Annotated in this window: 30 protein-coding genes and 2 tRNA genes; 12 read left to right on the top strand and 20 right to left on the bottom strand. The window is 59.2% G+C overall.

All coding sequences use genetic code 11. The features are described 5' to 3' along the window. The first annotated feature begins 87 nt into the window (after window positions 1-87). From aroC to AC8GFZ_RS17240, 3 genes are all read left to right on the top strand, one after another. Window positions 88-1,188, top strand: a complete 1,101-nt coding sequence (aroC, locus tag AC8GFZ_RS17250) for a chorismate synthase (protein WP_506646160.1) — start codon at window positions 88-90, stop codon at window positions 1,186-1,188. After that, window positions 1,188-2,384, top strand: coding sequence for an MFS transporter (locus tag AC8GFZ_RS17245; RefSeq protein WP_506646159.1), 1,197 nt, complete (start codon window positions 1,188-1,190; stop codon window positions 2,382-2,384). The genes aroC and AC8GFZ_RS17245 overlap by 1 nt, the downstream gene beginning before the upstream one ends. Window positions 2,385-2,447: 63 nt before the next feature. Next, complete coding sequence (locus AC8GFZ_RS17240) at window positions 2,448-2,831, top strand: c-type cytochrome (RefSeq protein WP_506646158.1); 384 nt, start codon at window positions 2,448-2,450, stop codon at window positions 2,829-2,831. Window positions 2,832-2,837: 6 nt separating this feature from the next. On the opposite strand, the gene tolA is transcribed toward AC8GFZ_RS17240, so the two are convergent. From tolA to AC8GFZ_RS17165, 15 genes are read right to left on the bottom strand one after another with little or no spacing between them, the layout of a single operon-like run. Further along, complete coding sequence (tolA, locus tag AC8GFZ_RS17235; RefSeq protein WP_506646157.1) at window positions 2,838-3,755, bottom strand: cell envelope integrity protein TolA; 918 nt, start codon at window positions 3,753-3,755, stop codon at window positions 2,838-2,840. A 16-nt stretch (window positions 3,756-3,771) separates the two neighbouring features. Then, window positions 3,772-4,203: a biopolymer transporter ExbD gene (locus AC8GFZ_RS17230; RefSeq protein ID WP_506646156.1), complete on the bottom strand. Its 432-nt coding sequence runs from the start codon at window positions 4,201-4,203 to the stop codon at window positions 3,772-3,774. A 14-nt stretch (window positions 4,204-4,217) separates the two neighbouring features. After that, entirely contained in the window at window positions 4,218-4,910 is a 693-nt protein-coding gene (gene tolQ, locus AC8GFZ_RS17225; protein ID WP_506646155.1) for a protein TolQ, read from the bottom strand. After that, window positions 4,907-5,317, bottom strand: coding sequence for a tol-pal system-associated acyl-CoA thioesterase (gene ybgC / locus AC8GFZ_RS17220; RefSeq protein WP_506646154.1), 411 nt, complete (start codon window positions 5,315-5,317; stop codon window positions 4,907-4,909). Before ybgC ends, tolQ begins: the two co-directional genes overlap by 4 nt. Further along, the gene (locus AC8GFZ_RS17215; RefSeq protein WP_506646153.1) at window positions 5,310-6,500 is read right to left on the bottom strand and encodes a pyridoxal phosphate-dependent aminotransferase; all 1,191 of its coding nucleotides are present in this window, start codon (window positions 6,498-6,500) and stop codon (window positions 5,310-5,312) included. Before AC8GFZ_RS17215 ends, ybgC begins: the two co-directional genes overlap by 8 nt. Window positions 6,501-6,526: 26 nt before the next feature. Beyond that, entirely contained in the window at window positions 6,527-7,045 is a 519-nt protein-coding gene (nusB, locus tag AC8GFZ_RS17210) for a transcription antitermination factor NusB (protein ID WP_506646152.1), read from the bottom strand. Beyond that, entirely contained in the window at window positions 7,042-7,509 is a 468-nt protein-coding gene (gene ribH, locus AC8GFZ_RS17205; RefSeq protein WP_506646151.1) for a 6,7-dimethyl-8-ribityllumazine synthase, read from the bottom strand. Before ribH ends, nusB begins: the two co-directional genes overlap by 4 nt. 20 nt (window positions 7,510-7,529) lie before the next feature. Beyond that, complete coding sequence (ribBA, locus tag AC8GFZ_RS17200; RefSeq protein ID WP_506646150.1) at window positions 7,530-8,660, bottom strand: bifunctional 3,4-dihydroxy-2-butanone-4-phosphate synthase/GTP cyclohydrolase II; 1,131 nt, start codon at window positions 8,658-8,660, stop codon at window positions 7,530-7,532. Further along, window positions 8,657-9,298: a riboflavin synthase gene (locus AC8GFZ_RS17195; RefSeq protein ID WP_506646149.1), complete on the bottom strand. Its 642-nt coding sequence runs from the start codon at window positions 9,296-9,298 to the stop codon at window positions 8,657-8,659. The genes ribBA and AC8GFZ_RS17195 overlap by 4 nt, the downstream gene beginning before the upstream one ends. A 19-nt stretch (window positions 9,299-9,317) precedes the next feature. Then, the gene (gene ribD / locus AC8GFZ_RS17190; protein WP_506646148.1) at window positions 9,318-10,415 is read right to left on the bottom strand and encodes a bifunctional diaminohydroxyphosphoribosylaminopyrimidine deaminase/5-amino-6-(5-phosphoribosylamino)uracil reductase RibD; all 1,098 of its coding nucleotides are present in this window, start codon (window positions 10,413-10,415) and stop codon (window positions 9,318-9,320) included. 11 nt (window positions 10,416-10,426) lie between these two features. After that, entirely contained in the window at window positions 10,427-10,840 is a 414-nt protein-coding gene (locus AC8GFZ_RS17185; RefSeq protein ID WP_506646147.1) for a type IV pilin protein, read from the bottom strand. Beyond that, entirely contained in the window at window positions 10,837-11,499 is a 663-nt protein-coding gene (locus tag AC8GFZ_RS17180) for a hypothetical protein (protein ID WP_506646146.1), read from the bottom strand. The genes AC8GFZ_RS17185 and AC8GFZ_RS17180 overlap by 4 nt, the downstream gene beginning before the upstream one ends. After that, window positions 11,496-12,269, bottom strand: a complete 774-nt coding sequence (locus tag AC8GFZ_RS17175) for a hypothetical protein (RefSeq protein WP_506646145.1) — start codon at window positions 12,267-12,269, stop codon at window positions 11,496-11,498. Before AC8GFZ_RS17175 ends, AC8GFZ_RS17180 begins: the two co-directional genes overlap by 4 nt. Further along, on the bottom strand, window positions 12,266-12,781 hold the full coding sequence (gene pilV, locus AC8GFZ_RS17170; RefSeq protein WP_506646144.1) for a type IV pilus modification protein PilV: 516 nt from the start codon (window positions 12,779-12,781) through the stop codon (window positions 12,266-12,268). Before pilV ends, AC8GFZ_RS17175 begins: the two co-directional genes overlap by 4 nt. Further along, a complete protein-coding gene (locus tag AC8GFZ_RS17165) occupies window positions 12,769-13,272 on the bottom strand; it encodes a GspH/FimT family pseudopilin (protein ID WP_506646173.1) in 504 nt (167 codons plus the stop codon). The genes pilV and AC8GFZ_RS17165 overlap by 13 nt, the downstream gene beginning before the upstream one ends. A 165-nt stretch (window positions 13,273-13,437) precedes the next feature. Between AC8GFZ_RS17165 and AC8GFZ_RS17160 the strand changes: the two genes are divergently transcribed. Then, a tRNA-Val gene (locus tag AC8GFZ_RS17160) sits at window positions 13,438-13,514 on the top strand. A 92-nt stretch (window positions 13,515-13,606) separates the two neighbouring features. On the opposite strand, the gene AC8GFZ_RS17155 is transcribed toward AC8GFZ_RS17160, so the two are convergent. Both AC8GFZ_RS17155 and AC8GFZ_RS17150 read right to left on the bottom strand, forming a co-directional pair. Beyond that, the gene (locus AC8GFZ_RS17155; protein WP_506646143.1) at window positions 13,607-13,903 is read right to left on the bottom strand and encodes a hypothetical protein; all 297 of its coding nucleotides are present in this window, start codon (window positions 13,901-13,903) and stop codon (window positions 13,607-13,609) included. After that, on the bottom strand, window positions 13,900-14,154 hold the full coding sequence (locus AC8GFZ_RS17150; protein ID WP_506646172.1) for a tautomerase family protein: 255 nt from the start codon (window positions 14,152-14,154) through the stop codon (window positions 13,900-13,902). The genes AC8GFZ_RS17155 and AC8GFZ_RS17150 overlap by 4 nt, the downstream gene beginning before the upstream one ends. Before the next feature lie 144 nt (window positions 14,155-14,298). Between AC8GFZ_RS17150 and phaR the strand changes: the two genes are divergently transcribed. Together phaR and rimO are read left to right on the top strand one after the other, a co-directional pair. Further along, window positions 14,299-14,853, top strand: coding sequence for a polyhydroxyalkanoate synthesis repressor PhaR (phaR, locus tag AC8GFZ_RS17145; protein WP_506646142.1), 555 nt, complete (start codon window positions 14,299-14,301; stop codon window positions 14,851-14,853). Between the two features lie 36 nt (window positions 14,854-14,889). Beyond that, the gene (gene rimO, locus AC8GFZ_RS17140) at window positions 14,890-16,299 is read left to right on the top strand and encodes a 30S ribosomal protein S12 methylthiotransferase RimO (protein WP_506646141.1); all 1,410 of its coding nucleotides are present in this window, start codon (window positions 14,890-14,892) and stop codon (window positions 16,297-16,299) included. Window positions 16,300-16,362: 63 nt separating this feature from the next. On the opposite strand, the gene AC8GFZ_RS17135 is transcribed toward rimO, so the two are convergent. Further along, window positions 16,363-16,447 (bottom strand) — tRNA-Leu (locus AC8GFZ_RS17135). Between the two features lie 53 nt (window positions 16,448-16,500). Between AC8GFZ_RS17135 and rnr the strand changes: the two genes are divergently transcribed. Both rnr and AC8GFZ_RS17125 read left to right on the top strand, forming a co-directional pair. Further along, window positions 16,501-18,711 (top strand): ribonuclease R, encoded by a 2,211-nt coding sequence (rnr, locus tag AC8GFZ_RS17130; protein ID WP_506646140.1) that lies wholly within the window; start codon window positions 16,501-16,503, stop codon window positions 18,709-18,711. A gap of 35 nt (window positions 18,712-18,746) precedes the next feature. Next, a complete protein-coding gene (locus AC8GFZ_RS17125; protein WP_506646139.1) occupies window positions 18,747-19,502 on the top strand; it encodes an SDR family oxidoreductase in 756 nt (251 codons plus the stop codon). 28 nt (window positions 19,503-19,530) lie between these two features. Here the strand turns inward: AC8GFZ_RS17125 and AC8GFZ_RS17120 are convergent, their stop codons facing one another. Then, window positions 19,531-20,991, bottom strand: a complete 1,461-nt coding sequence (locus AC8GFZ_RS17120; protein ID WP_506646138.1) for an NAD(P)H-hydrate dehydratase — start codon at window positions 20,989-20,991, stop codon at window positions 19,531-19,533. A gap of 21 nt (window positions 20,992-21,012) precedes the next feature. Further along, window positions 21,013-22,263 (bottom strand): D-amino acid dehydrogenase, encoded by a 1,251-nt coding sequence (locus AC8GFZ_RS17115; protein ID WP_506646137.1) that lies wholly within the window; start codon window positions 22,261-22,263, stop codon window positions 21,013-21,015. 194 nt (window positions 22,264-22,457) lie between these two features. Here AC8GFZ_RS17115 and rpsB point away from each other — a divergent pair, with 194 nt between their 5' ends. The 4 genes from rpsB to frr all read left to right on the top strand — a co-directional run bounded on the left by rpsB (window position 22,458) and on the right by frr (window position 25,621). After that, window positions 22,458-23,210 carry a 30S ribosomal protein S2 gene (gene rpsB, locus AC8GFZ_RS17110; RefSeq protein WP_506646136.1) on the top strand — a complete coding sequence of 251 codons (753 nt, stop codon included), beginning with the start codon at window positions 22,458-22,460 and terminating at the stop codon, window positions 23,208-23,210. Window positions 23,211-23,308: 98 nt separating this feature from the next. After that, complete coding sequence (tsf, locus tag AC8GFZ_RS17105; protein ID WP_506646135.1) at window positions 23,309-24,202, top strand: translation elongation factor Ts; 894 nt, start codon at window positions 23,309-23,311, stop codon at window positions 24,200-24,202. A gap of 107 nt (window positions 24,203-24,309) precedes the next feature. Then, window positions 24,310-25,032, top strand: coding sequence for a UMP kinase (gene pyrH, locus AC8GFZ_RS17100; RefSeq protein ID WP_506646134.1), 723 nt, complete (start codon window positions 24,310-24,312; stop codon window positions 25,030-25,032). A gap of 28 nt (window positions 25,033-25,060) precedes the next feature. Further along, window positions 25,061-25,621, top strand: a complete 561-nt coding sequence (gene frr / locus AC8GFZ_RS17095) for a ribosome recycling factor (protein WP_506646133.1) — start codon at window positions 25,061-25,063, stop codon at window positions 25,619-25,621. Window positions 25,622-25,634 lie beyond the last annotated feature (13 nt).

Genomic DNA, 25,634 nt, shown 5'->3' with positions numbered 1-25,634 from the left:
TTGAATTTCCTTGGTCAGCAGGTTGGCAAGCATAAAGGAATCCGGCTGGCAGGGTGGGCGTCTTGGCGCTCAGGGATAATGGATTGCATGAGCGGCAACACCTTTGGCACCCTTTTCGCAGTCACCAACTTTGGTGAATCCCACGGTCCAGCCATTGGCTGCGTGATTGACGGCTGCCCACCGGGCATGGCTTTGAGCGAGGCCGACATCCAACACGACCTCGATCGCCGCCGCCCTGGCACCAGCCGCCATGTGACGCAACGCCAAGAGCCCGACCAAGTACAAATTTTGAGCGGCGTCTACCAAGGCGTGACCACCGGCACACCCATTGCCCTGTTGATTCACAACACCGACCAGCGCAGCAAAGACTACAGCGACATCTTGCAAACCTTCCGCCCAGGACATGCCGACTACACCTACACCCAAAAATACGGTGTGCGTGACCCGCGCGGTGGTGGCCGTTCTTCAGCCCGTTTGACCGCGCCCACCGTCGCAGCTGGCGCTGTCGCCAAAAAATGGCTCAAAGAAAAATATGGCACCACATTCATCGGCTGCATGACGCAGCTGGGCGAACACCCCATCGTCTATGAAGACTGGGACCATGTGCCAAACAACCCCTTTTACGCACCCATTGCCGATGTGGCCCACCTCGAGGCCTATATGGACAGCCTGCGCAAAGCCGGCGACTCTTGCGGCGCTCGCATCCGTGTGGTGGCGCGGGGGATGCCGGTTGGTTTGGGCCAACCGATTTATGACCGATTGGACGCCGACATCGCCCACGCCATGATTGGCTTGAACGCGGTCAAGGGCGTGGAGATGGGCGCGGGTTTTGCCAGCGTGGCGCAGCGCGGCTCGACCCATGGCGACAGCTTGACGCCCGAGGGTTTTGCCAACAACAACGCCGGTGGCGTGCTGGGCGGCATCAGCACGGGGCAGGACTTGGAGGTGAGCATCGCCATCAAGCCCACCAGTTCCATCCTCACGCCGCGCGACAGCATCGACAGCGCGGGCAACGCCGTTGAGGTGCAAACCAAGGGCCGCCACGATCCCTGCGTGGGCATTCGCGCCACACCCATTGCCGAGGCGCTCTTGGCGCTGGTGGTGATGGACCATGCGCTGCGTCACCGTGCGCAGTGTGGCGATGTACAAACTGTTTTGCCCCCGATTGCTGCACAGCGCAAAAGCTGATGCCCCTCTCCATAGGCCCAGGGCTGCGCCAAGGTTTGTGGCCGTTTGGCTTTTTGTCCGCGGCCTATTTCACCCACATTGGTTTTTTCAATCCCTATTTGTCACTGTGGTTGCAGGACCTGGGCCTGAGCGTGTTGGCCATTGGGGCCCTCACAGCGATGCAATCGGCGACCCGCTTGTTCGCCCCTTTTTTATGGGCCTGGCTGAGCGACCACACGGGACAACGGGTGCGTTTGATGCGCCTGGGGGCCTTGGTGGCTTGGTGCGTATCACTGGGTTTTTACCTCAGCCAAGAGTTGTGGTGGCTGAGTTTGGTGATGGTGCTGTTGTTCTTTCACACCAGCCCCTTGATGTCGCTGAGCGAAGCGGCCATGGCCCAGCGCGTGAGTGTGGGCGGGCAATTCAGCACCCAACGCTATGGCCGCGTTCGGCTGTGGGGGTCGATGGGCTTTTTGGTCACCGTATTTGTTGCCGGTGCCTGGTTTGAACGCCATGGCATGGCCGATTTTCCCCATTGGACGGTGGCGACTTTGGCTGTTTTGAATGTGGCGGTTTGGTGGCTGCCCCATCAGGTGGATCCACCTGCGGCGCAAAACCTGGCTGGGCGTTTGGGGCCTGTGCTGCGACAAACCCCGGTGCGCTGGTTTTTCGCCACCTTGTTTTTTCACATCTTGGCCCACACCAGCATTTATGTTTTCTTGTCTTTGTATTTGGACGGCTTGGGTTACAGCAAAACCATGATTGGCGCTTTTTGGGCTTTGTCGGTCGTGGTCGAGGTGATTTGGTTCTATTTTCAAGGCCGTTGGATGCACCGCATGGCTTTGAGCAGTTGGCTGATTTTGGCTGCTTCTTTGACGTTGCTGCGCATGGTGCTGACCGCTCAAGCCGCCGATGTCTGGTGGGTGTTGGCCCTGGCCCAGGTCCTGCATGCCTGGACATTTGCCGCCCACCACTCGGCCTGTGTGCAATGGATCAGCCAAGCTTTCGCAGGGCCCTTGCGCGCCCGTGGTCAAGCCTTGTATTCGGTGCTGGGCTATGGCCTCACTGGGGTTCTGGGTGCCTTGGGAGGCGGGGCCATCAGCCAAGTCTGGGGCATGGACGTGGTGTTTCAGGTGGCGGCCATCAGTGCTGTGGGGGCGCTGTTTTGTGCATGGCGGTTCAGCCTGGCCAAGAGCCATGGCCTGGGTACTTTTTGAAAATCTGGGCCACAAATGGGCTGTGCGAAAGGCGCACAATGGCGCTTCTTTCTGGAGAATGACATGACTTTCAAAGGCTTTTTGTCGGTGTGTGCTGCCTTGGCTTTTTCAAGCGCAGAGGCCGCCACCGATCCTGTCTACCAGCAGGTTTGTTCGGTTTGCCACGCAGCGGGTGTGGCGGGTGCGCCCAAGGTGGGGGACAACAAGAAGTGGGCCCCATTGATTGCCGAAGGCCAGGTGATTTTGACCGCCCATGGGTTTGTGGGTGTTCGGGGCATGCCCGCCAAGGGTGGTAAGCCCGATTTGGCTTTGAAAGATTTTGCCGGCGCCTTGGTGCACATGGTCAATCAATCGGGTGGCAAATGGACACCACCCAATGCGGCCCTGCTGGGTCAGATGGAAAAAGAAGTGGTCAAGCGCGAGCAAGCGCTCAAAGCGAAAAAGTAATTCGGCTCAGTCCCGGGGCTTGAACCCCAGCACCATCATGGTCGGGATGGTGCCATCGGTGTCGCGCGGCAAGGTGTCGGTCTTGTCCAAGGCTTTGATCACCGCTTCATCCCAGGCTTTGTTGCCACTCGACTTGATGAGCTTGCGCGACATGATCTTTCCGTCAGGCGCGGTGCGCACTTCCACCTCGGCCACGGGGTTGCCGCTGACATCATCGGGGTTGAACACGATATTGGGTTTGACGCGGGCAATGATGCGCCCTCCGTAGCTGGGTGAGGGGCCAGAGGCCCGCAATGCGTCACCCGTGGCATTGGGGCTGCCCGTGGCACCGGCCATGCCCGCCATGCGGCGCAGGTTTTCGTCGCGCATGGCTTGCAATTTGCGCTCGTCTTGGGCGGCACGCTTGGCCTCTTGCTCTTTGCGTTCTTTGTCCTTGCGGTCTTTTTCTTTTTGCTCTTTCAGGGCAAGCTCTTTTTTATCGCGCTGTTCCTGGGCTTTTTCTTTCTCGCGCTGGCGCTGCTGCTCTAGCGCTTTTTCCTTTTCTTTTTGTTCGATCTGTTTTTTGAGTTTGAGTTGTTCCTGCTCGAGTTTTTTCTCTTGCTCGGCCTTCTTTTGCTTGGCGATGGCAATGTCGGCATCTCGGCTGGGGGCCGGTGGCGTGGGCTTGACTTTTGGTGCCGGCGGTGGCGGTGGAGGCTCGGGCGTGGGTTCTGGCGCAGGTGGTGGGGGCGGGGGTGCGGCGGCTTTGGGCAGGGCTGACCACAGCTCGGCTTCCACGGCTGGGGTGCTGTCGGTGGGCCAGCTGATGCCCCAGGTCAGGGCAATGAGCAACAGCAAGTGCACCACCAGTGCCAGGCCCAGCGAGCGCCCCAAACCTTGGGCCGGTGGCGGTGCAAGTTCCAGGTGCATCGAAGCGGTGCTCATGGGGTGGCCGAGTTGATCAAGGTTGGAGCTGCACCGATAAACCCACGCGTTGCACCCCTGCGCGTTGCAAACTGTCCATCACCTTGACCACGGTTTCGTATTTGATGCCTTTGTCGGCACTGATCACCACCGGCGTGTTGGCATTGCCCCCTTGCAATTGCATCACTTGTTGCGGCAAAGAGGACAGGGTGACCGAAATTTGGGTGCTGGTGCTGCCGGTCGACTTGAGTTCGATTTTTTCTTGCGCGTCGATCAGCACTTGGATCACTTGCTCGGGCTGGGCGGCGGCCTTGCCCACGCTGGGCACGTCGATGACGCTGGGCGAAATCAGCGGGGCCGTGACCATGAAGATGATCAACAGCACCAACATCACGTCGATGAAGGGCACCATGTTGATGTCGTTGATGGCCCGCCGACCACGGGCGCTGCGGGGTGAGGCAGAGGGCATGTGGGTAGCCCCGCTCAATGACCCGATGTGGACTGGCTGCCCACATTGCGTTGCAAGATGTTGGAGAACTCTTCCATGAAGGTGTCCAAACGGATGGCGACGCGTTCAATGTCGCGGCTGAAGCGGTTGTAGGCCAGCACGGCGGGGATGGCGGCAAACAAACCAATGGCGGTGGCGACCAAGGCCTCGGCTATGCCGGGCGCCACTTTGGCCAGGGTGACTTGCTGCATGCTGGCCAGGCCGGTAAAGGCGTGCATGATGCCCCACACCGTGCCAAACAAGCCCACATAGGGCGAGACTGAACCGACCGAAGCCAAAAACGACAACTGCGATTCGATGGCATCCATCTCGCGCTGGTAGCTGGCGCGCATGGCGCGGCGCGCGCCGTCCATCAACACCGCGCTGTCGCTGATGCGGCGCTCGCGCAGTTTTTGGTATTCGCGCATCCCGCTGGCAAAAATACGCTCCATGGGACCGGCCAGCTTGGCATTGCTGGTGGCAGCGGCGTACAAGTCATTCAGGCTGGTGCCGGACCAAAAGTCGCGCTCGAAGTTTTCATTCAGGGCTTTGATTTGCTTGAGCGCAATGGCCTTGCGAAAAATAGCGGTCCAACTGGCGACCGACACGCCCATCAGCAACAGCACCACGGCTTGCACCACCCAGCTGGCATTGAGCAGGAGGTGGATGATTGAAAAATCTTGGGTCATGGCAACAGGTCCAGAAGGGAAGTGGGTATTCTCGCAGGGCGCATGCTGGCGGCATCCACCCAGCCAATGCGGATACTGCCTTCGCAGAGCAAAGTGGCGCTGGCACCGTCTTGGCGCGAGGCTTGCTGCATCAGGCTCAAGCTGGCGCGCCCTTTGTCTTGCAGTTCAGCGCTGACATGAATGACATCGTCGAGCCGTGCAGGCAACAAGTAGCGCAAGCTGGTGTGGGTGACGACAAACATGCCGCCGGTGGTTTCGCGCAAGTGCTGTTGCTCCAAACCCAAATGGCGCAGCCATTCGGTGCGGGCGCGTTCAAAAAACTTCAGGTAGTTGGCATAAAAAACGATGCCGCCGGCATCGGTGTCTTCCCAATAAATGCGAATCGGGTGAACAAATAAATCAGCCATGCGACAACCATTGCTTTAAGCGTTGCATGGCCTGAACCAAGTCGGGCAGGCTGCTGGCGGTGGACAAACGCACGTGGTGTTCAGTGCCGTGCTGGCCAAAGTCGCGCCCAGGCGTCATGGCCACGTGGGCATGTTGCATGGCGGCCAGACAAAAGTCCCAGCTGTTGGTCAAGCCCATGCGTTCACAAATGGCGGCTACGTTGGCCCAAGCGTAAAAAGCGCCATCGGGCATGACGTCGACGGCCATGCCCATTTCATTCAAGGCTGGCACCACGGTGTCGCGGCGCAACTGAAACTCGCTGCGGCGTTGCTCGTAAATGGCCAAGCTCTCGGGCTCAAAACAGGCCAAGGCGGCGCGCTGGGCAATGGTGCTGGGGCAAATGAACAGGTGTTGGGCCAAGGACTCGAGCACCGGCACCAGTGAGGGCGGCACCACCAGCCAGCCCAGCCGCCAGCCGGTCATGTGGAAGTATTTGGAGAAGCTGTTGACACTGATCACATGCTCCCCCAGTCGCAAAGCGCTTTGCCCGTAAGTGCTGTCGTACGACAAGCCCAGGTAAATTTCATCGACGATGGTGACGCCGCCACGTTGTTGCACGAATTGGTCGATGTCGCGCAAGGCTTCGGGGTGGATGGATGTGCCGGTGGGGTTGGAGGGGCTGGCCAGCAGCACGCCTTTGGTTTTGAGGCTCCAAGCTTGCCGCACTTGAGCGGCATCGAGCTGGTAGCGCTGCGCTGCGCTGGTGGGCAGCAGCACAGCGCGACCGCCAGCCGCTTGCACAAATTGGCGGTTGCAGGGATAGCTGGGATCGGGCAGCAATATTTCGTCGCCTTCGTCCACCAGTGCCATGCAGGCCAGGTGCAGGGCAGCTGATGCGCCCGCAGTGACCACAATTCTTTCAGGGGCCACAGCCAAGTCCCAACGCTTTGCATACCACTGGCTGATGCGCTCGCGCAAAGCTTGCAAGCCCAGGGCGTGGGTGTATTGGGTCTGTCCATCTTGGATGGCTTGATGGGCTGCCGCTTGCACCAAGGGCGGGGCCGTGAAGTCGGGCTCTCCGATGTTGAGCGCGATCATGGGGCGGTCGGTGTGGGCGAATTGCTGCGCCAACAGTGCCGCGGTCTTGCCCATTTCCATCACATAAAACGGCTCAATGCGTTGGGCGCGTTGCGACAGTTTCATGGCGTGTGGCATGGTGGTGAGGGGTATCAGCCTCGTGCCAAGCCCGCGTCTCGGTCGGCTTTTACCTCGTGTGGGCGCAGTTGCGCGGCCAAACCGTTGAGCACGGCGTTGATGTATTTGTGGCCATCGGTGCCACCAAACTCTTTGGCCAGTTCAACGCATTCGTTGATGGCCACGCGCCAGGGCACGTCCACGCAGTGCTGAAGCTCATAAGCGCCGATCCACATGATGGCGTGCTCCACCGGCGATATCTCCAGCATGCGCCGGTCCAGCAAAGGGGTGATCAGCACATCCAAGGCGGCACTGTGTTGGGCACAGCCTTCAAGAAGCGCCATGTAATGGTCCGGATCGGCTTTGTGAAAGCCAGCGAGCTCGCGGGTAAAAGTGTCCACCGCTGCGACATCGTTACCACCGACTTGGACTTGGTACAAGGCTTGCAGGGCAAATTCGCGTGAGCGGCTGCGGGGTGTTTTGCTGCCGGCCTTGCGCGCGCCGGTTTGGGTGGTGCCGGTGCGGATTTGGCGTGGGGGGCGCACGGTGCTCAACGCAAACGCTCCAACAACAAAGCCATTTCGATGGCCACCCGGGCCGCGTCGCGGCCCTTGTCGGTTTGGCGCGCCACGGCCTGTGCCATGTTTTCGGTGGTCAAGATGGCGTTGGCGATGGGGATGCCGTGGTCCAAACCCACCCGGGTGACGCCGGCGCCGGATTCGTTGGCGACCAGCTCGAAGTGATAGGTCTCGCCACGCACGATGCAGCCCAAGGCGATCAAGGCATCAAAGTCATCGCGCTCGGCCAAGGCTTGCAAAGCCAGAGGCACTTCCAGCGCGCCAGGCACCTGCACCGTCTCGATGTTTTGGGGTTCTATTTGGTGGGCCTGTAACTCGGCCACACAGGCCTGGTGCAGCGCATCGGTGATGTCGGTATTGAAGCGGGCTTGCACAATGCCGATGCGCAGGCCTGCACCATTGAGTTGCGCAGTCTGGGGTGGGTTTTGTGGGGTGAACATGGCCGCTCCAAGGGTTCAGGTCAGGCGCTGTCGCCAGGGATCAGGTAGCCGGTGATTTCCAGGCCATAACCGGTCATGCTGGGCATGCGCCGCGGCGTGCCCATCAAGCGCATGCGTTGCACACCGCATTCACGCAGGATTTGGGCGCCCACGCCATACGAGCGCAAGTCCATGCGGCCGCGCTCGGGGCCGTGGGCAGAACGGGCGGTGCCATCAAACTGGGCCAGCAATTGCGGGGCCGATTCGCCGCAATTGAGCAGCACCACCACGCCGCAGTTGTCTTGGTCAATGCGTTGCAAGGCAGCGTCCAGGCTCCAAGAGTGCATGGTGCGCCCGACCTCGAGGGCGTCGAGCACCGACAAGGGCTCGTGCACCCGGGCCAAGACCGGTGTGCGTGCATCCCATTGTCCGCGCACCAAGGCCAAGTGCACATCCCCTGAATTGGGTTCTTGAAACGCATGCGCTTGAAAAATGCCGTGAGCGGTGTTCAAAGCGCGGCTGCCGACTTTGCTGACCAAAGACTCGGTTTTGCTGCGGTGCTCGATCAGGTCGGCGATGGTGCCAATTTTCAGGCCGTGCTCGGCTGCAAACAGTTGCAGATCGGGCAAACGCGCCATGGTGCCGTCGTCTTTCATGATCTCGCAAATCACGCTGCTGGGGTTGCAACCGGCCATGCGGGCTAGGTCGCATCCGGCTTCGGTGTGGCCGGCGCGCATCAACACGCCGCCATCCACCGCTTGCAGGGGAAACACATGGCCGGGTTGCACCAGGTCTTGGGCACGGCTGTGGGCGGCCACCGCGACTTGCACGGTGCGCGCCCGGTCGGCCGCAGAAATGCCGGTGGAGACCCCCTCGGCGGCCTCGATGGACACGGTGAAGGCGGTGCCGTGGGAGGTGCCGTTGCGCATCGTCATGGGTGGCAGGCCCAGGTACTGGCAGCGCTCGCGCGTGAGGGTCAGGCAAATCAAGCCACGGCCAAAGCGGGCCATGAAGTTGATCGCCTCTGCACTCACGTGGTCGGCGGCGAGCACCAGGTCACCTTCGTTTTCGCGGTCTTCTTCGTCGACCAAGATCACCATGCGGCCAGCGCGCAGCTCGGCCACGATGTCTTCAACAGGGGAGATGGGTATGGGTTTTAAAGCTGCATTCATGGGTGAGGAGGCGCCAAGCTGGGGTCGGCGCGCAACATGCGCTCGACGTAGCGGGCAATGAGATCGATTTCCAAATTGACTTTTGACCCGGCTTTGAGCCGGTGCAAAGCGGTGTTTTGCACGGTATGGGGGATCAGGTTGATGCTGATTTCGGTGCCGTCTGCATGGTCAAGGACGCGGTTAACGGTGAGGCTCACCCCATTGACGGTGATAGAGCCTTTGTAAGCCAGGTATTTGCCCAGTTCGGCGGGGGCCAGCAGGCGCAATATCCAGCTCTCGCCGACCGGTTCAAATTGAACCACGCTGCCCATGCCATCGACATGGCCTGACACCAGATGTCCGCCCAAGCGGTCGTTGGCACGCAGGGCTTTTTCCAGGTTGACTTCGCCCAAGCCGTCCAAGCCGCTGGTTTTGTCCAGCGACTCGGCAGAGATGTCAATGCAAAAGCGGTTGTCTTGGGGTTGCAGGTCGGTGACGGTCATGCAAGCGCCATTGATGGCGATGCTGTCGCCCAGGCCCACATCGGCCAAATAGCCATCGGGCACGGACAGGCTCAGGCGCTTGCCGTGTTGTAAAGAGCGACCCAGGTCGTGGACGTCGACGATGCGACCCACGCCGGTGATGATTCCGGTGAACATGTGCGTATTCTCGCAGGGTTCAGCGCAGTACCCTGGCCATCAAGCGCAGATCGTCGCCAAAGGGGGTGGTGTCGACCCAGCGCAAGCGGATGGCCGCCTCCAGGCGCTCCAGGGTGGGCAATTGGGCCATGCCCTGGCCGGGTCCAATCAGACACGGTGCCAAATAAAGCAGCAATTCGTCCACCAAGCCTTCGCGCAACCACGAGCCGTTGAGTTTGTGGCCGGCTTCGATGTGCAATTCGTTGATGCCACGCTGGCCCAAATCGGCCAATAAAGCGGCCAAGTCCACCTTGCCGCTGGGGTTGGCCAGCAAGGTGGTTTGCGCGCCGCGCTGGACCAATGCCTCGCGCGCGTTTGCGTTGGCCTGAGCGCCGTAAACCCAGACCGGCCGCTGGGGCCCCCACAGCGCGGCGTTGAGGGGTGTTTGCCATTGGCTGTCCACCACCACCAAAGGCGGCTGGCGTGGGGTGGCGACCATGCGCACGTCCAGCAAGGGGTTGTCTTGCAGCACCGTGCCCACGCCGGTCAAGACCGCACAGGCGCGGGCGCGCCAGTGGTGCCCATCTTGGCGCGCCGCTGTCCCGGTGATCCATTGGCTGACACCGTTGCTCAGGCTGGTTTGGCCGTCCATCGACGCCGCCACCTTCATGCGCACCCAGGGCAAGCCCGTTTGCATGCGCTTGAAAAAACCAATATTGAGCTCTTGTGCCCGCGCTTGGCCCACACCCAAAGTCACCTCGATGCCAGCTGCACGCAACCGGGCCATGCCTTGCCCTGCAACCAAGGGATTGGGGTCTTGGACACTGATGACCACCCGGGCCACCTGGGCTTGGATCAGCGCATCGCAACACGGCGGTGTGCGGCCGTGGTGGCTGCAGGGTTCTAGGGTGACGTAGGCGGTGGCGCCACGGGTGTCATGGCCCGCTTGCCGCGCCTGCTGCAAGGCCATGACCTCGGCATGCGCCTGGCCCACAGCCTGGGTATGGCCTTGGCCAATGCTTTGACCCAGGGGAGAAACCAGCACACAACCCACCCGGGGGTTGGGGGTGGTGATGTAGAGGGCTTGTTCGGCCAAGCGCAGGGCCTGGTCCATCCAGAATGCATCGCGGTCAGACATGGCACTGATTATCAGCGGCCCCAACATTCTTTGGCCGACAGGCTGGCGTATTGCACGCCTTGTTCGCCCAAATGGTTCAGGGTCAACACACCGCAGGCATCAGGTGCTTGGCTGGCTTGCGGCACAGCTTGCAGAAAAAAGGTGTTGGCGGCAGGGTCGGTTTGCAGTTGAATTTGGTAGGCCCCGCCAGAAACCTGCAGCAGGGCAGGGGGCACTTGTGTGGGGGTGGGGTAAGAGCCTTGGGTGGCTGCGGCACGCTCCAACCATTGCGCGGTTTGCATCAAGCTCAGTTTTGCCAATTGACGCTGGCCCCGGCGCAAATGGTTTTGGTATTGGGGCACCGCCCAGCTCATGACCACGGCGAGCAGGGCCAGCACCAAGAGTGTTTCCATCAAGCTCAATCCGGACTGTTGGCGAATTCTCATGGCAGCACCTCATGCCAACTCAGCCATCGCCCGCCGGTGGTGTTGTCGCTTGCCCCTTGCCACCAAGCTTGTAAGACGATGGGCGCAGACCGCGGCGAGGCTTGGGCCAGGGCCGTGATGCGCCACAGCGGTGTGGTCTTGGTGGCGTCAGCGCTGGAGAAAGCCTCCAACCAATAGCCACTGCGCTCAGCCAAAGCGGGGTTGATTTGGCTGCCCCAATTGGGTCCCCCACCGGTGTACTGGCCATAGCGTGCAGCCGTGTTCAAGCGCTGTAGCCACTGTGTGGCAGAGGTGGACTCCAATGCATCGGGCGCGCAAATGCCATCCATGCAAAGGCCAGACGGCAAGGCTTTTTTCAACTGCGCCAAACCGGCGCTGGTGTGGGGTATGAAAGGTGTTTGGGGCAATGTCTCTGGCGCTGGGGTGCTGTGGCGTGCGTCCTTGATGGCCGCAAAGCTGGCCAGCAAATCTTGTTCAGCTTCGCGCAGCAAGGCCTCTGCGGCCCAGCGCGCCCGCAACTCGTCGCCATCACTGCGCAGCAAATTGGCATGCAACCACAAGCCCCGCGCCAAAGACGTGGCGCTCAGGGCACAAAGACCCAACACAGCCATGACCGTGGGCAATGCCCAGCCTTGATGGGCGCTTCGGGGGTGTTTCATGGGGCTGGGTTGGCCGCTTGGCGCCAGGCGAAAATTTGGCGTTGCACCCAACGCACGCGGCCATCGTTGGGCAGGCTTTCGCCGCGACAACCTTTCAAGGTGTTGGGCATGGCCTTTGAAGCAGGTGCGCCCGTGCGACGAATGCACACTTCCACGGCCAGCACTTGGTTGGGAACCATGCCCGCTTGTGCTGGCACCCATTGCAATTGGGTCAAGCCATTGCCATCTATGGTGCTTTGCGCATAGCGCAACTGCAGGTCCTCGATGCCCTCGGCCAAGGCCTGTGCGCTGGCGCTGGGGTTGGATGCGTCAAGGCATGTCAGCTCTGATTTGGTGTTGACGGTGAAACGGTTTTGCATGGTGCTGTTGCTGCCTTTGGTGTTGCCTTGGCAGTCACGTCCCTCTAGGCTGCGCAGGTGGGCCGTGGTCAAGCTGTCTGCTTGTGTGCCCGTGCCATCTGTGGCAACCCACATGGGCGTGGGGGTGGACAAAGCAATGGGGCCCGCAGCGACTTGCGTCGCCTGTGCCGCACCGGCTTGCCGGATGTGTTGACCCAGGGTGCGCCACACCCAGCTCATTTGTTGGGCTTGTTGCAGGCCCTCTTGCGTCAGGGTGTGGTTTTGTTGCGCAAAACCCCAAGTGCCCATGGCGGCCAACACCACCATGGCCGCCAAAGCTTGGCCCACCAACCAATCGGCCAAACTCAGACCGGATTGGCGCGGCAACCCCCAAGATGCGACCAGATGGGGATTGCTTTTTGGCTTTTTCATGGCCGCACATGCAACCAAAAGCAACGGTGCTGAGCCGGGCAGTTCAGGCCCGGGGGCTGTGTGTTCGATTCCATCAGGGCTTTGTCCGGATCGCGCCAGGCCAATGCAATGCCGATGTGTTGCGGATCGGATGGCGAAGGCCAGATCTGGGTTTGTGCGCCGGGCATGCGGCTTTGCACTTCTCGGGTCCATGCCCACAGATCGGCCCAAGCCCATTCGACCAAGGCGCAGGGGCGGTTGTTGCAGTCCACGCTGTTGGGCGCTTGGCCCCAGTTCAGGCGATAGGCGTCCAATTGCCCTCGGTTGGCGCGCATGCGTTCTGCCATGTCTTGAACCAGCCAAGCGGCTTGTTCGGTGTTGAACTGGCTGCGCCATGAGATGGCCGTCTTGCCTTGCAGCCACAGCAAGCCCAGAACGCCCAAGGAGAGCACGCCCAAAGCGACCAAGGCCTCGGGCAAGCCCCAGCCCGAACAACGGCTGTTGCCCACAGAGTGGACCTTCAGTTGCTGCATTTGTCCCCCGATAGCCAGCGAACCCGACCCGCAGCACTGATGCACACCGTGCTGGCCACTGAGCTGCGCAAGTCGTTTTGGGGCCTGAACACAAAGCTGTCACCCACCGTGCCCGGCTCTCCTCGGCGGTTGATGCTGAGTTTGTCGGTGCCCTGGTTGTGCTTCATGGCCACACCCTCAGGCAAGCTTTGCTGCGCCAGGGTTTTGTCGTCCAAAGTGATCACGCGCCAGCCGCAGCGCCAGTCACTGGCTTGGGAGCTGATCCCAGGGCAATCGGTGGACCGCACCATCCGCACATCCACGCCTTGTTGGATGGCCTGTATTCGCGCCCATTGCAGACTGTGGACAAAGCCTTCTCGAGCCGCCTGAACCTTTGCCTTTTGCATGCCCAATTGCCACGACGACATGCCCCAAGCCGCGCCGATCGCTGTGAGAGCCAACACGCACAAAACCTCTGCCAGCCCAAATCCTTTGGGGGGCTTTTGTTGCATATGGGTGCGCAATGCGTGCATGGTTGTTTAATGACAAATAACTCATTTTTAATCTGCTTTCATGCCCTTGGCAAGTGGGGCATGGCCCGGGCCGTGCACATGGGTTGGGGGTTCATTGAAGAGATGGTGGTGGAATCCTGATAGAATCCGCCGCTTCGAATCTTTAGGCGCGTAGCTCAGCTGGTTAGAGCACCACCTTGACATGGTGGGGGTCGTTGGTTCGAGTCCAATCGCGCCTACCAATGCCTCGTTGCTTCACCAGTAAGCAACTTTTCACTTGACCAGTGGCTTGGTTCTTTCAATACATTTCTGGTTTCTTCTCGGGTACCCTGACTCACAAGGGGTCGTGACCTTTGGAACGGGTGGCGGGTAATGTGGGCGTGCCATCCTTGACCACCTTTGCTTCTGCATCAATGATTTCTCCCTCGGCCTGGCCTCGGTGTTGGGCCCAAGGCGGGGCTTTTCGGGTCCACCGCTGATAACTGTTCAGGGCCATGATGATGTTTGGCCGACGGCCTGTCACTGCCCACTTCAACAGTGAGATCACGAACAGGATCAATCCGATCACCAACATGCCCAGCAAAAAAGCCAAGCCCACTGCCAGCAGCCACAAACGCAGCAGCCATTTCATGTGCCACCTGCCGGTCCCAGTTTGGCGCTTGGTGCGCCAGGCCGGTCAGAAAACAAGATGCCACCTTTGGCCTTGGATGTGGGGGGCGTTTCCATGATTTGAACCATCACGTCGCCCGGTGTGACATCAAAGTGGCGCACCACGGCATCCGTCACGTCTTTCACCAAGGCGCGTTTTTGATCCAAGCTGCGACCCTCCACCGCATAGATGTAAATTTCAGGCATGGTTTTTCCTCGTTGTGGTGCAGATATGGAGTTTCACATTGTCTGTGCAGCTTGCAAATGGGTTGACCCCGTGCTTGCCCGCTCCCCCGGGAAAACCTGGATTCGATTGCGAGAGGTCATTCCTAGAATGACCCAAAATCCTTCAATACATCACCACAAGAGAGCAACAGGATGGTCAAAAAATCGCCTGAGACCCGGGTTGCCGATGCCGCATCAACGCGGGTGATCAAGAAGTACCCCAATCGACGTCTGTACGACAGCGCATCTTCTTCGTACATCACGCTGGCAGACATCAAACAATGGGTGATTGATGGGGTGCCCATCCAAGTGGTGGACGCCAAAAACAGCCAAGACCTCACGCGCAGCATTTTGTTGCAAATCATTTTGGAGGAAGAGGCCTGTGGTTCGCCTTTGTTCACCGAAAAAGCCTTGGCCGACATGATTCGTTTTTATGGCCACACCATGCAAACCCACATGGGCAGTTTCATTGAAAAAAACATGCACATGCTCAAAGACATGGTGGGGCAATACAACGCTCATGTATCTCCTTTGTCGGGCAACCCTGGTAAACCGTTTGCCGGCATGCAGGCCCCTGCGGTCCAACACATGATCAGTGGTTACATGGAGCAGTCGCAAAAAGCCGTGGCCCAAATGCAGGCCCAAATGCAAGAGCACATGAACCGACACACCGAACAAATGCTGGCCGCCATGGGGCTGAAACGCTGAACCACGCCAGGCTCGAATTGCGGGGACAATGCGAGCATGTCAATATCTGAAATCCAGGCCCCAGCGGGCCCGCGCGCCACGCCACCCAAAGTGGGTTTTGTCAGCTTGGGTTGCCCCAAGGCTTTGACCGACTCAGAACTCATCCTCACCCAACTGAGCGCCGAGGGTTATCAAACTTCCAAGTCATTTGAAGGCGCGGATTTGGTGATCGTCAACACCTGCGGCTTCATTGACGATGCGGTCAAGGAAAGCCTGGACACGATTGGCGAGGCTTTGTCGGCCCATGGCAAGGTGATTGTCACCGGCTGTCTGGGGGCGCGCGAAGATGAGCGGGGCGGTAATTTGGTGCGCCATGTACACCCCAGTGTGCTGGCGGTCACCGGTCCACACGCGACCCAAGAGGTGATGGATGCGGTGCACCTGCACCTGCCCAAACCGCACGACCCATTTGTCGATTTGATGCCAGCCCCCATGGGTGTGGCGGGCATCAAGCTCACGCCACGGCACTATGCTTATTTGAAGATCAGCGAGGGCTGCAATCACCGTTGTACTTTTTGCATCATTCCTTCGATGCGAGGCGATTTGGTGTCGCGTCCCATCGGTGATGTGCTCAATGAGGCACGGGCCTTGTTTGAAGGGGGCGTCAAGGAGTTGTTGGTGATCAGCCAAGACACCTCAGCCTATGGCGTGGATGTGGCCTATCGAACGGGTTTTTGGGATGGCAAACCAATCAAAACCCGATTGCTGGAACTGGTCGAGGCCTTGGCCGACTTGGCCCATGCCTACGGCGCCTGGGTGCGCTTGCACTACGTTTATCCCTATCCCAGTGTGGACCTCATCTTGCCGCTCATGGCCACGGGGCGAATCTTGCCTTACCTGGATGTGCCCTTTCAGCACAGCCATCCCGATGTGTTGCGCCGCATGAAGCGACCCGCCAGCGGTGAGCGCAACCTGGAGCGTTTGCAGCGTTGGCGCGAGATCTGCCCTGAACTGGTGGTGCGCAGCACCTTCATTGCGGGCTTTCCTGGCGAAACTGAAGCCGAGTTTGAGGATTTGTTGGCATTTGTGCGGGCTGCACAAATCGACCGCGCCGGTTGTTTTGCGTACAGCCCGGTGTCGGGGGCCGCGGCCAATGACATTCCAGGCATGGTCCCGGCAGAACTGCGCGAAGAACGCCGTGCCCGTTTCATGGCGGTGGCCGAAGCCGTGTCGGTGGAGAAATTGCGCCAGCGCATCGGCGCCCGCATGCAGGTCTTGGTGGACTCAGCGCCAGGCTTGGGGCGCAAGGGAGCTGTGGCGCGCACCTATGCCGATGCTCCTGAGATCGATGGCGTGGTGCGCATCTTGCCACCGCAAAAAGCCAGTAAAACCTTGCGTGTGGGAGAATTCACCATGGTTCACATCGTGGATACACAAGGGCACGATCTGGTGGCTCAGGCTGTATAGGTCCAAAAAATGCCAAAGCCCCAAACGAAAACAGCTGCAAACATTTGCAACTGTTGATGTAGGTGGTGCCCAGGAAGGGACTCGAACCCCCACGATGTTACTCGCTAGTACCTGAAACTAGTGCGTCTACCAATTCCGCCACCTGGGCATTTCAGGAAAGAGAGAAATTCTATCAAACAATTCAGTCACCCCAGCGCAGGTTTGCTGGAGGAAATCGAAGGCACCGTGTTGGGTCACCGCGACGGACACGGTTTTGTCCGCCGAGATGATGGCGCGGCAGACATATTTTTGGCACCAAATGAGATGCGCGCCGTGTTGCATCTGGACCGCGTCAAGGTGCGGGTGTTGCGACTCGATCGCAAAGGCAGGCCTGAGGGCCGCGTGGTGGAAATCATCGAACGGCCACCCCAGCCCATCATTGGGCGTTTGCTGCAAGAAGGGGGCATTTGGTTGGTGGCCCCCGAAGACAAGCGCTATGGCCAAGACGTTTTGATTCCCAAGGCAGCCACCGGACAGGCCAAGGTCGGTCAGGTGGTGGTGGTTGAGTTGACCGAGCTGCCCAGCTTGTATGGTCAACCGGTGGGCCGCATCAAAGAGGTGCTGGGAGAACTCGATGACCCTGGCATGGAAATCGAAATCGCGGTGCGCAAATATGGCGTGCCGCATGAGTTTTCAGCCGCTTGTTTGGACCTCACCCGCAGCCTGCCCGACAAGGTGCGCGCTCAGGACAAAAAAGACCGGGTTGATTTGACCGATGTGCCCTTGGTCACCATCGACGGTGAAGATGCGCGCGACTTCGATGATGCGGTGTATTGCGAGCCCTCACGCGTGGGCCGGGGCAAAGGCTGGCGCTTGCTTGTGGCGATTGCCGATGTGAGCCATTATGTGGAGTCTGGTGGGGTGATTGATGTGGACGCCTATGAGCGCGCCACCAGCGTGTATTTTCCGCGTCGCGTGATCCCCATGTTGCCGGAAAAGCTCTCCAACGGTTTGTGTTCGCTCAACCCCGAGGTGGAACGTTTGTGCATGGTGTGCGACATGCTCGTCACGTCAACAGGGGAAGTCCACGCCTACCAGTTTTACCCTGCGGTCATGCGCAGCCATGCGCGGTTGACCTACACCGAGGTGGCGGCCATTTTGTCCAATACTCGGGGGCCAGAGGCAGCGCGACATCCAGATCGCATCCATGATTTGGAACATTTGCACGATGTCTACCGCGCCCTGTTGCAAGCCAGACAGGTTCGCGGCGCGGTGGATTTTGAAACCACCGAAACCCAAATCGTGTGCGACGACAGCGGGCGGATTGAAAAAATTGTGCCCCGCGTGCGCACCGATGCCCACCGGTTGATCGAAGAGGCCATGTTGGCCGCAAACGTTTGCAGCGCAGACTTCATTTTGCAAAGCAAGCACGCCGCATTGTTTCGGGTGCATGAGGGACCGACCCCCGAAAAACGCGAGACCTTGGCCAATTACCTCAAGGCTTTGGGATTGGGCTTGTCGATCAGCGACAACCCCAGCCCTGCGCAATACCAGGCGATTGCGCAAGCGACCAAAGAGCGGCCAGACGCTCAACAAATCCACAGCATGTTGCTGCGATCCATGCAACAGGCCATTTACACGCCTACCAATAGTGGTCACTTTGGCTTGGCTTTCGAGGCCTATACGCATTTCACCAGCCCGATTCGCCGTTACCCGGATTTGCTGGTGCACCGCGTGATCAAGGCTATCTTGGGCAAGAAAACCTACAAGCTTCCGGTGCGGCCGCCAGAGCCCCCAGGTCGATTCAAAATCACCAAAAAACCAGCCCCGGGTGCCGTGGCCAAAGTGGTCAAACCCGTTGCCGCTGGGCCCGACGCCAGTGGTTGGGAAGCGGCAGGCTTGCATTGCAGCGCTTTTGAGCGCCGTGCCGATGAAGCCAGCCGTGACGTCGAAGCCTGGCTCAAATGCAAATTCATGCGCGAGCATTTGGGCGAGGAGTATGGCGGCGTGGTGACGGCCGTGACCGGTTTTGGCTTGTTCGTCACGTTGGACAACTTGTATGTAGAAGGTTTGGTCCACATCACCGAGTTGGGTGGTGACTTTTTCCGCTTGGATGAGGTGCGTCAAGAGCTGCGTGGCGAGCGCACCGGAATACGGTTTGCGATTGGTACGCGGGTGCGCATCCAAGTCAGCCGGGTCGATTTGGATGGTCGAAAAATTGATTTTCGTTTGGTCACCGAAGGCACGCCCTTGACCAGCAAGGGCCCTGCGGCATCAGGTTTGAATGTCCCGCCACCCACCCGTGGCAAGCGCAGTGGCAAAGGGCTGGGCAAGGCCAGTGCGCCGCAACGTGCGGCAAAATCACCCATCCAAGCGCTCAAGGCCGCTGTGAAAAAAGCGGTGGCCAAAGGCAAAGGGCGCAAAAAGCGCTGAACCCCCACACAAATCGCATTCAAGAGGACCACCGTATGAGCAGCCCCAAAATCGCAATCATCACTGGCGCCGGTACGGGCATCGGCAAAGCCACCGCACAGGCTTTGTTGGGCGCGGGTTACCGCGTCACCTTGGCCGGACGCCGCGCAGAGCCCTTGCACGCGGTGGTCGCCGAATTGGCGGCCAAGTCCGATGAAGCCTTGGTTGTGCCCACCGATGTCGCCGATCCAGTCTCTGTCAAGGCCATGTTTGCTGCCACCGTTCAAAAGTGGGGCAGGGTGGATGTGCTGTTCAACAACGCTGGTGTCGGTGCCCCTGGCGTGCCTTTGGAGGAGCTGACCATCGAGCAATGGAAGCAGGTGGTGGACATCAACCTCAACGGCATGTTTTACTGCATTCAACAAGCTTTCATGGTGATGAAATCCCAGTCACCCCAAGGCGGTCGCATCATCAACAATGGCTCGATTTCGGCCACCACGCCGCGCCCCAACTCCATTGCTTACACCGCCACCAAGCATGCGGTCAAGGGCCTGACCAAAACCGCCTCCTTGGATGGCCGCAAGTACAACATCGCCGTGGGCCAAATCGATGTGGGCAATGCAGGCACCGACATGGCCATGCGCATGGCCACCGGCATTTTGCAAGCCAATGGACAAATTGCCGTGGAGCCTTTGATGGATGTGAACTTGGTGGGGCAAGCGGTCTTGCACATGGCCAATTTGCCATTGGAGGCCAATGTGATGTTTCAAACCATCATGGCCACCAAAATGCCTTTCGCCGGTCGGGGCTGAACGCAAGCTTTGTTCGCCACCAGGCGCATCACAACCGAACGGCTTTGGCCAGTGCCTCGGCGGTGAGTGCCTCGTTGTTTGGCCAGCGGTCGGCCGCCGATCCATGTTGAAACACCGCCAAGTGCGCGGCGGGTGAGGCTGCCAGCCCGCGCGCCAGGGCTGCGCCCACCAAGCCAGCAAGCACATCACCCGTACCGGCACAGGCCAGTCGTGGGTTGCCTGTGGGGTTGATCGCCGGTGTTTCGTTGGGTGCCGCAATCACGGTGCCCGATCCTTTGAGCACCACCACACACGACCAGCGCTGGGCCAACTCTTGTGCAGCGGCCAGACGATCCATTTGCACTTGTTCCACCGTGCAACCCAGCAAGCGCGCCGCTTCCAAGGGGTGCGGTGTGAGCACCGTGGTCAAGCCAGCGCTCGCCCTGCGGGCCAGCAGAGTTTGCAGGGCGCTGTCTTGGGCGATGGCATTGAGTGCGTCGGCATCCAGCACCAATTGAGCCGATCGCGACAGCACCCGGGGCAAGTGTGGGCGAACCGCCTCGCCGCCGCCACATCCGCACACCACCGTGTGCGCCAAGTGGGTGTGGGAATCCAACGCCGTGGCCAGGAGGCTGGGGTATTGGCTTTGCACGCCCGCAAGTGCGCTGGGGTTGAGCAAGCCCAATACCACCTTGCCCACGCCTGCATGCAATGCGGCCAAGGCCGCTAAAACAGCGGCCCCGGTCATGCCTGGCGCGCCGCCCAACACCAACACTTGGCCATGGCTGCCTTTGTGGCTGTGGTGGGCTTTGTGGCTGAGAGGGCGGGGCGCGATCAAGCGGGCGTCTGCACGACATAACGTGCCAGAAGGGTGACCCAGGTCTTCAAACCAAACCTCACCAGCTGCGTCTTTGCCATGAAGGGTGAACAAACCAGGCTTGAGGGTGAGCAAGCTCAACGTCGCCAGGGGAGCTGTGCGTTGGGGGCTCAATTGGGTGTCCATCCATTGGCCGCTGTCAGACATCAAGCCGGTGGGCACGTCCACGCACAGCAAGGGGGTGTGGGCTTGACGCAAACGATGCATGTGCTGTTGCAATTGGCCTTCTGGGGGGCGGGCATGGCCCAAACCCAACAAAGCATCGATCCCTAAGTCCCATTCTGTGGGGGCATGGTCATGGATCGGGATGCCCTCTTTTTTCACTTGGCCCAAAGCGTCCAGGGCTTCAACGGACGGATTTGAGCCAGGGCAAAGGGTGAGCCAAACGCTTTTGCCCTGGGCATTCAGATGAATGGCCGCATGCAAACCGTCGCCGCCATTGTTGCCAGGACCACAAGCGACCCAAATGCGTTGGGCATGTGGTGCCCAAGCCATCGCCAGTTGGGCCACTGACTGGCCAGCACACTGCATCAAACTCGGTTGAGGACGGCTGCTTTGGGCTTGGGCTTCAATGGCGCGCGTTTTGGCTACCCCGTGCAAGGGCCATTCAGTGAATGGGGTGATCCGTTGCATGGCGTTTGACAGATCTGGGTGTCAATGGCGAAAGCGATCCAACCCCAGGCCGCTGATGTCAATCTCCGGCGGGCGATCGCTGACCAAGTCGCTCAAGACCTTGGCACTGCCACTGGCCAAAGCCCACCCACTGGAGCCGTGGCCCAAATTGAGCCACACACCGGGCACACCGCTGGCCCCCAAAATGGGTGGGCCATCGGGCAACATGGGTCGAGCGCCTTTCCAAATTTGCAGGTTGTCGGAAATTTTGGCCCCGCCAGGGAACCAGTCGCTCAGGACTTTGTACAGGGTTTCCAAGGCCGCTGGGTTGTGCTTTTTCGCGGTACCACCCAACTCGGCGCTGCCCGCCACACGAATGCGTTGACCCAGACGTGAGATGGACACCTTGTAGCGTTCGTCCATCAAACCACTGCGCGGGGCGTCCAAGGGGTTTCGAATGGCTGCAGTGACAGAGTAGCCATGCACGGCAATCATGGGCAGGTGCAAACCCAAAGGCCGAAGCAAAGGCAAGCTGCCCATGCCAGCACAGACCACCACGGCATCGAAGGACTCTGCTGCGCCATTGCCTTTGACCTGCAATTGGGTGGGCTGGCTGCGCGACAGGGGCAAAAGCGTGGTGTTGAATGCAAACTGCACGCCCAGGCCCTCGGCTTTTTGTTTCAGCAGCAAGGCATATTGGCGGCAATTGCCCACCTCATCCTGGGGCAAATGAATGGCTGCGTGCAGCGCGGTTTCTGGGTTCAGGGCCGGTTCCAACGCCAGGGCTTGCGCAGCATCAAGCAGTTTGTGGGTGACACCGGCATCGCGCAAAAACTGCAAATTGTTTTGTGCCAACGCCAGGTCTTTGGCGCTGCGCAACAGCACCATATAGCCTTCAGATCGATCAAATTCGATGCGCTCGCGCGCGGCAGTGTCATGCAGTTGTTCGCGGCTGTAAAACGCCAAACGCTGCATGCGCTCGCGGTTGGTGAAATATCGGCTGGCGCGGCAGGCCTTGAGCCATGATGCCATCCAAGAGACTTCAGCGCCGCTGGGCCAACCCAGGCGCACGGGCGCATGGCGTCCAAACAAATGCAAAAAAACTTTCCAAGGCATGCCCGGCGCAGCCCAGGGCGTGACGTATCCCGGTGCAACCACGCCGGCATTGGCAAAACTGGTTTCTTCACCCACGCTGCCGTGGCGTTCAAAAACTATGACGGTGTGTCCTTGGCGGGACAACTCATAGGCGGTGCTCACCCCGACGATGCCCGCCCCTATGACGGCGATCTTCATGGGGAATCCCAGTCATGGGACCCTGGGGTGGCGGAGCGTGTGTATGTTAAGATCATTGGGTTTTGTTGGCGTGAGGGCTTGGTCTTTCACAGTTGACGAATCAATCCCAAACCAGCCCCCACAAGGTGTTGACCTGTTTTCACAAGTGGGTCAATGAAGGGCTGGATTTTAGACCCAACCTTTGGAGAAATACCATGTCAGTCACCATGCGCGAAATGCTTGAAGCCGGCGTCCACTTTGGACACCAAACCCGCTTTTGGAACCCCAAGATGTCTCCGTTCATCTTTGGTCATCGCAACAAAATTCACATCATCAATTTGGAAAAAACATTGCCCTTGTTCCAAGAGGCAACCAAGTTCGTGCGCCAATTGGCCTCCAACCGTGGCACCGTTTTGATGGTGGGCACCAAGCGCCAAGCCCGCGACACCGTGGCCCAAGAGGCCCAGCGTGCAGGCGTTCCTTATGTGGACCAGCGCTGGCTCGGTGGCATGTTGACCAATTTCAAAACCGTCAAGACATCGATCAAGCGTCTCAAGGACATGAAAGCCCAACAAGAGCTGGGTTTGGATGCCATGAGCAAGAAAGAGCAATTGATGTTCGCCCGCGAACTCGAAAAGCTGGAAAAAGACATTGGCGGCATTCAAGACATGGTCACGCTGCCCGATGCGATCTTTGTGATCGATGTGGGCTTTCACAAAATTGCCATCGCCGAAGCCAAAAAACTGGGCATTCCGTTGATTGGTGTGGTGGATACCAACCATTCGCCCGAAGGCATTGACTACGTGATTCCAGGCAACGACGATTCTTCCAAGGCCGTGACTTTGTATGCGCGCGGCATTGCCGATGCGATCTTGGAAGGCCGCGCCAATGCCGTCAACGACATCGTCAAGGCCGTGGGCGAGGGTGATGACGAGTTTGTTGAGGTCAATGAGGCCGCTTCCGCCTGATATTTTTCGTGGCAGGCGTTTGCCAAAAGGGGCTCGAGCAGCCCCTTTTTCACAACTTTATTTTTTGAACAACATTTGATTTCTAACGGAGAACACCTATGGTCGCAATCACAGCAAGCATGGTCGCCGAACTGCGCGCCAAAACCGATGCCCCCATGATGGAGTGCAAAAAAGCCTTGACCGAAGCCGAGGGCGACATGGCCAAGGCCGAAGAGTTGCTGCGTGTCAAGCTCGGCAGCAAGGCCGGAAAAGCAGCCAGCCGCATCACCGCTGAGGGTGTTGTTGCTGCACATGCCCATGGCAAAGTGGGTGCCCTGGTCGAACTCAATTGTGAAACTGACTTTGTCACCAAGAACGACAGCTTTTTGGCCTTGGTGAGCGCCACGGCTGAGTTGGTGGCCTTGCACAACCCCAGCGACGTGAGCGCATTGGCCGGCCTGCCTTACAGCCAAGACGGGTTTGGCCCGACTTTGGAGGATGTTCGCAAAGGCTTGATTGGCAAGATTGGCGAGAACATGAGCCTGCGCCGTTTCGTGCGTTTCGATCGCGGCCATGATTTCGCTCACTATCTGCACGGCACGCGCATCGGTGTGGCCGTCGAGTACACCGGTGACGCGCAAGCTGCCAAAGACGTGGCCATGCATGTGGCGGCGATGAAGCCCGTGGCATTGACCAGCCAAGATGTCCCTGCCGATTTGATCGAAAAGGAGCGATCGGTCGCCACCGCCAAGGCGGCTGAATCAGGCAAGCCTGCTGATATCGCAGCCAAAATGATCGAAGGATCGGTCCAAAAATACCTCAAAGAAGTGTCGCTGTTCAACCAGGTGTTTGTGAAGAACGACAAGCAAACGGTAGAGCAAATGCTCAAGGCCACCCAAACCACCATCCACTCATTCACCTTGTATGTGGTCGGCGAAGGCATTGAGAAAAAGGTCGATGATTTCGCTGCCGAGGTGGCTGCCCAGGTAGCGGCCGCCAAACAAGGCGCTTGATAAAGTTAAGGTCACGCCGGGCAGGAAGTTCGGTGTGACCTGGTTCTTGGGCATCGTTTTGCCAGGGACTGCCATTACACTTTGACTGATCTGCAAGGAACCTGAACATGCCATCGCCCAAGCCCGCCCATCAGCGCATACTGCTCAAGCTGTCTGGGGAGGCATTGATGGGGGATGATGCTTTTGGCATCAATCGCGCGACCATTGTGCGCATCGTCGAAGAGGTGGCAGAAGTCACCCGATTGGGCGTGCAGCTGGCCGTTGTGATTGGTGGCGGCAATATTTTTCGCGGCGTCGCTGGTGGGTCAGTTGGTATGGACCGCGCCACGGCAGATTACATGGGCATGCTGGCCACCGTCATGAATGCCTTGGCTTTGGCCGACACCATGAACAAAGCGGGTTTGACGGCCCGTGTGATGTCAGCCATTGGCATTGAGCAAGTGGTCGAGCCCTATGTGCGCCCCAAGGCCTTGCAATATCTGGAAGAAGGCAAGGTGGTTATTTTCGCTGCGGGCACCGGCAACCCATTCTTCACCACCGATACGGCAGCGGCTTTGCGCGGGGCTGAAATTGGTGCTGAGGTGGTCCTCAAAGCCACCAAGGTCGATGGCGTTTACACGGCTGATCCGCACAAAGACCCCACAGCCACGCGCTACAGCACCATCAGTTTCGACGAAGCCATCGGGCGTAATTTGGGCATCATGGATGCCACGGCGTTTGCCTTGTGCCGCGACCAAAAGTTGCCCATCAAGGTTTTTTCCATCGTCAAAAATGGTGCCCTCAAACGGGTGATCATGGGCGAGGACGAAGGCACCTTGGTCCACGCCTGAACAACCTTCAGCACAGGAGACAAGACGCATGACCATCGCTGACATCAAAAAAACCATGGAAAGCAAAATGGACCAATCCATTCAAGCTTTTGGCCATGGCCTGACCAAAATCCGCACAGGTCGGGCCAATCCGGGTTTGCTGGACTCGGTGCAAGTGGATTACTACGGCAACATGACCCCCATCACGCAGGTGGCCAATGTCAGCTTGCTCGATGCCCGCACCATCAGCGTGCAACCGTGGGAAAAGGGCATGGGCGCCAAAATCGAAAAAGCCATCCGTGACAGCGATTTGGGCCTCAACCCCGCTTCCATGGGCGACTTGATCCGCGTGCCCATGCCGCCCATGACCGAAGAGCGGCGCAAGGAGTTGACCAAGGTGGTTCGCAGCGAAGGTGAAAACGCCAAGGTGGCGATTCGAAATTTGCGCCGCGATGCCAACGATGCGGTAAAAAAATTGGTCAAGGACAAATTGGCCTCTGAAGATGAGCAAAAGCGTTCCGAGGCCGAGGTGCAAAAAACCACCGACAAGCACATTGCCGAAGTGGACAAACTGATCGCGGCCAAAGAGCAGGACATCATGTCCGTCTGAGACGGCCAAGGTT

Origin of the sequence: Limnohabitans rimovensis (SeqCode) (genome assembly GCF_965234775.1) — a bacterium.
Classification (GTDB): Bacteria; Pseudomonadota; Gammaproteobacteria; order Burkholderiales; family Burkholderiaceae_C; genus Limnohabitans; species Limnohabitans rimovensis.
This window is presented reverse-complemented; position numbering and strand designations above follow the sequence as displayed.

Coding starts and splice junctions, on each gene's coding strand:
- ribBA (WP_506646150.1), bottom strand. CDS start 8,660: ATGAATGCAGCTTTAAAACCCATACCCATCTCCCCTGTTGAAGACATC.
- frr (WP_506646133.1), top strand. CDS start 25,061: ATGACCATCGCTGACATCAAAAAAACCATGGAAAGCAAAATGGACCAA.
- phaR (WP_506646142.1), top strand. CDS start 14,299: ATGGTCAAAAAATCGCCTGAGACCCGGGTTGCCGATGCCGCATCAACG.
- AC8GFZ_RS17215 (WP_506646153.1), bottom strand. CDS start 6,500: ATGAAACTGTCGCAACGCGCCCAACGCATTGAGCCGTTTTATGTGATG.
- AC8GFZ_RS17185 (WP_506646147.1), bottom strand. CDS start 10,840: ATGAGAATTCGCCAACAGTCCGGATTGAGCTTGATGGAAACACTCTTG.
- rpsB (WP_506646136.1), top strand. CDS start 22,458: ATGTCAGTCACCATGCGCGAAATGCTTGAAGCCGGCGTCCACTTTGGA.
- AC8GFZ_RS17175 (WP_506646145.1), bottom strand. CDS start 12,269: ATGAAAAAGCCAAAAAGCAATCCCCATCTGGTCGCATCTTGGGGGTTG.
- ybgC (WP_506646154.1), bottom strand. CDS start 5,317: ATGGCTGATTTATTTGTTCACCCGATTCGCATTTATTGGGAAGACACC.
- AC8GFZ_RS17230 (WP_506646156.1), bottom strand. CDS start 4,203: ATGCCCTCTGCCTCACCCCGCAGCGCCCGTGGTCGGCGGGCCATCAAC.
- AC8GFZ_RS17180 (WP_506646146.1), bottom strand. CDS start 11,499: ATGAAACACCCCCGAAGCGCCCATCAAGGCTGGGCATTGCCCACGGTC.
- AC8GFZ_RS17195 (WP_506646149.1), bottom strand. CDS start 9,298: ATGTTCACCGGAATCATCACCGGCGTGGGTCGCATCGTCGACGTCCAC.
- AC8GFZ_RS17245 (WP_506646159.1), top strand. CDS start 1,188: ATGCCCCTCTCCATAGGCCCAGGGCTGCGCCAAGGTTTGTGGCCGTTT.
- AC8GFZ_RS17165 (WP_506646173.1), bottom strand. CDS start 13,272: ATGCAACAAAAGCCCCCCAAAGGATTTGGGCTGGCAGAGGTTTTGTGC.
- aroC (WP_506646160.1), top strand. CDS start 88: ATGAGCGGCAACACCTTTGGCACCCTTTTCGCAGTCACCAACTTTGGT.
- ribD (WP_506646148.1), bottom strand. CDS start 10,415: ATGTCTGACCGCGATGCATTCTGGATGGACCAGGCCCTGCGCTTGGCC.
- AC8GFZ_RS17125 (WP_506646139.1), top strand. CDS start 18,747: ATGAGCAGCCCCAAAATCGCAATCATCACTGGCGCCGGTACGGGCATC.
- AC8GFZ_RS17240 (WP_506646158.1), top strand. CDS start 2,448: ATGACTTTCAAAGGCTTTTTGTCGGTGTGTGCTGCCTTGGCTTTTTCA.
- AC8GFZ_RS17115 (WP_506646137.1), bottom strand. CDS start 22,263: ATGAAGATCGCCGTCATAGGGGCGGGCATCGTCGGGGTGAGCACCGCC.
- rimO (WP_506646141.1), top strand. CDS start 14,890: ATGTCAATATCTGAAATCCAGGCCCCAGCGGGCCCGCGCGCCACGCCA.
- pyrH (WP_506646134.1), top strand. CDS start 24,310: ATGCCATCGCCCAAGCCCGCCCATCAGCGCATACTGCTCAAGCTGTCT.
- tolA (WP_506646157.1), bottom strand. CDS start 3,755: ATGAGCACCGCTTCGATGCACCTGGAACTTGCACCGCCACCGGCCCAA.
- ribH (WP_506646151.1), bottom strand. CDS start 7,509: ATGTTCACCCCACAAAACCCACCCCAGACTGCGCAACTCAATGGTGCA.
- tolQ (WP_506646155.1), bottom strand. CDS start 4,910: ATGACCCAAGATTTTTCAATCATCCACCTCCTGCTCAATGCCAGCTGG.
- tsf (WP_506646135.1), top strand. CDS start 23,309: ATGGTCGCAATCACAGCAAGCATGGTCGCCGAACTGCGCGCCAAAACC.
- pilV (WP_506646144.1), bottom strand. CDS start 12,781: ATGCAGCAACTGAAGGTCCACTCTGTGGGCAACAGCCGTTGTTCGGGC.
- AC8GFZ_RS17120 (WP_506646138.1), bottom strand. CDS start 20,991: ATGCAACGGATCACCCCATTCACTGAATGGCCCTTGCACGGGGTAGCC.
- AC8GFZ_RS17155 (WP_506646143.1), bottom strand. CDS start 13,903: ATGAAATGGCTGCTGCGTTTGTGGCTGCTGGCAGTGGGCTTGGCTTTT.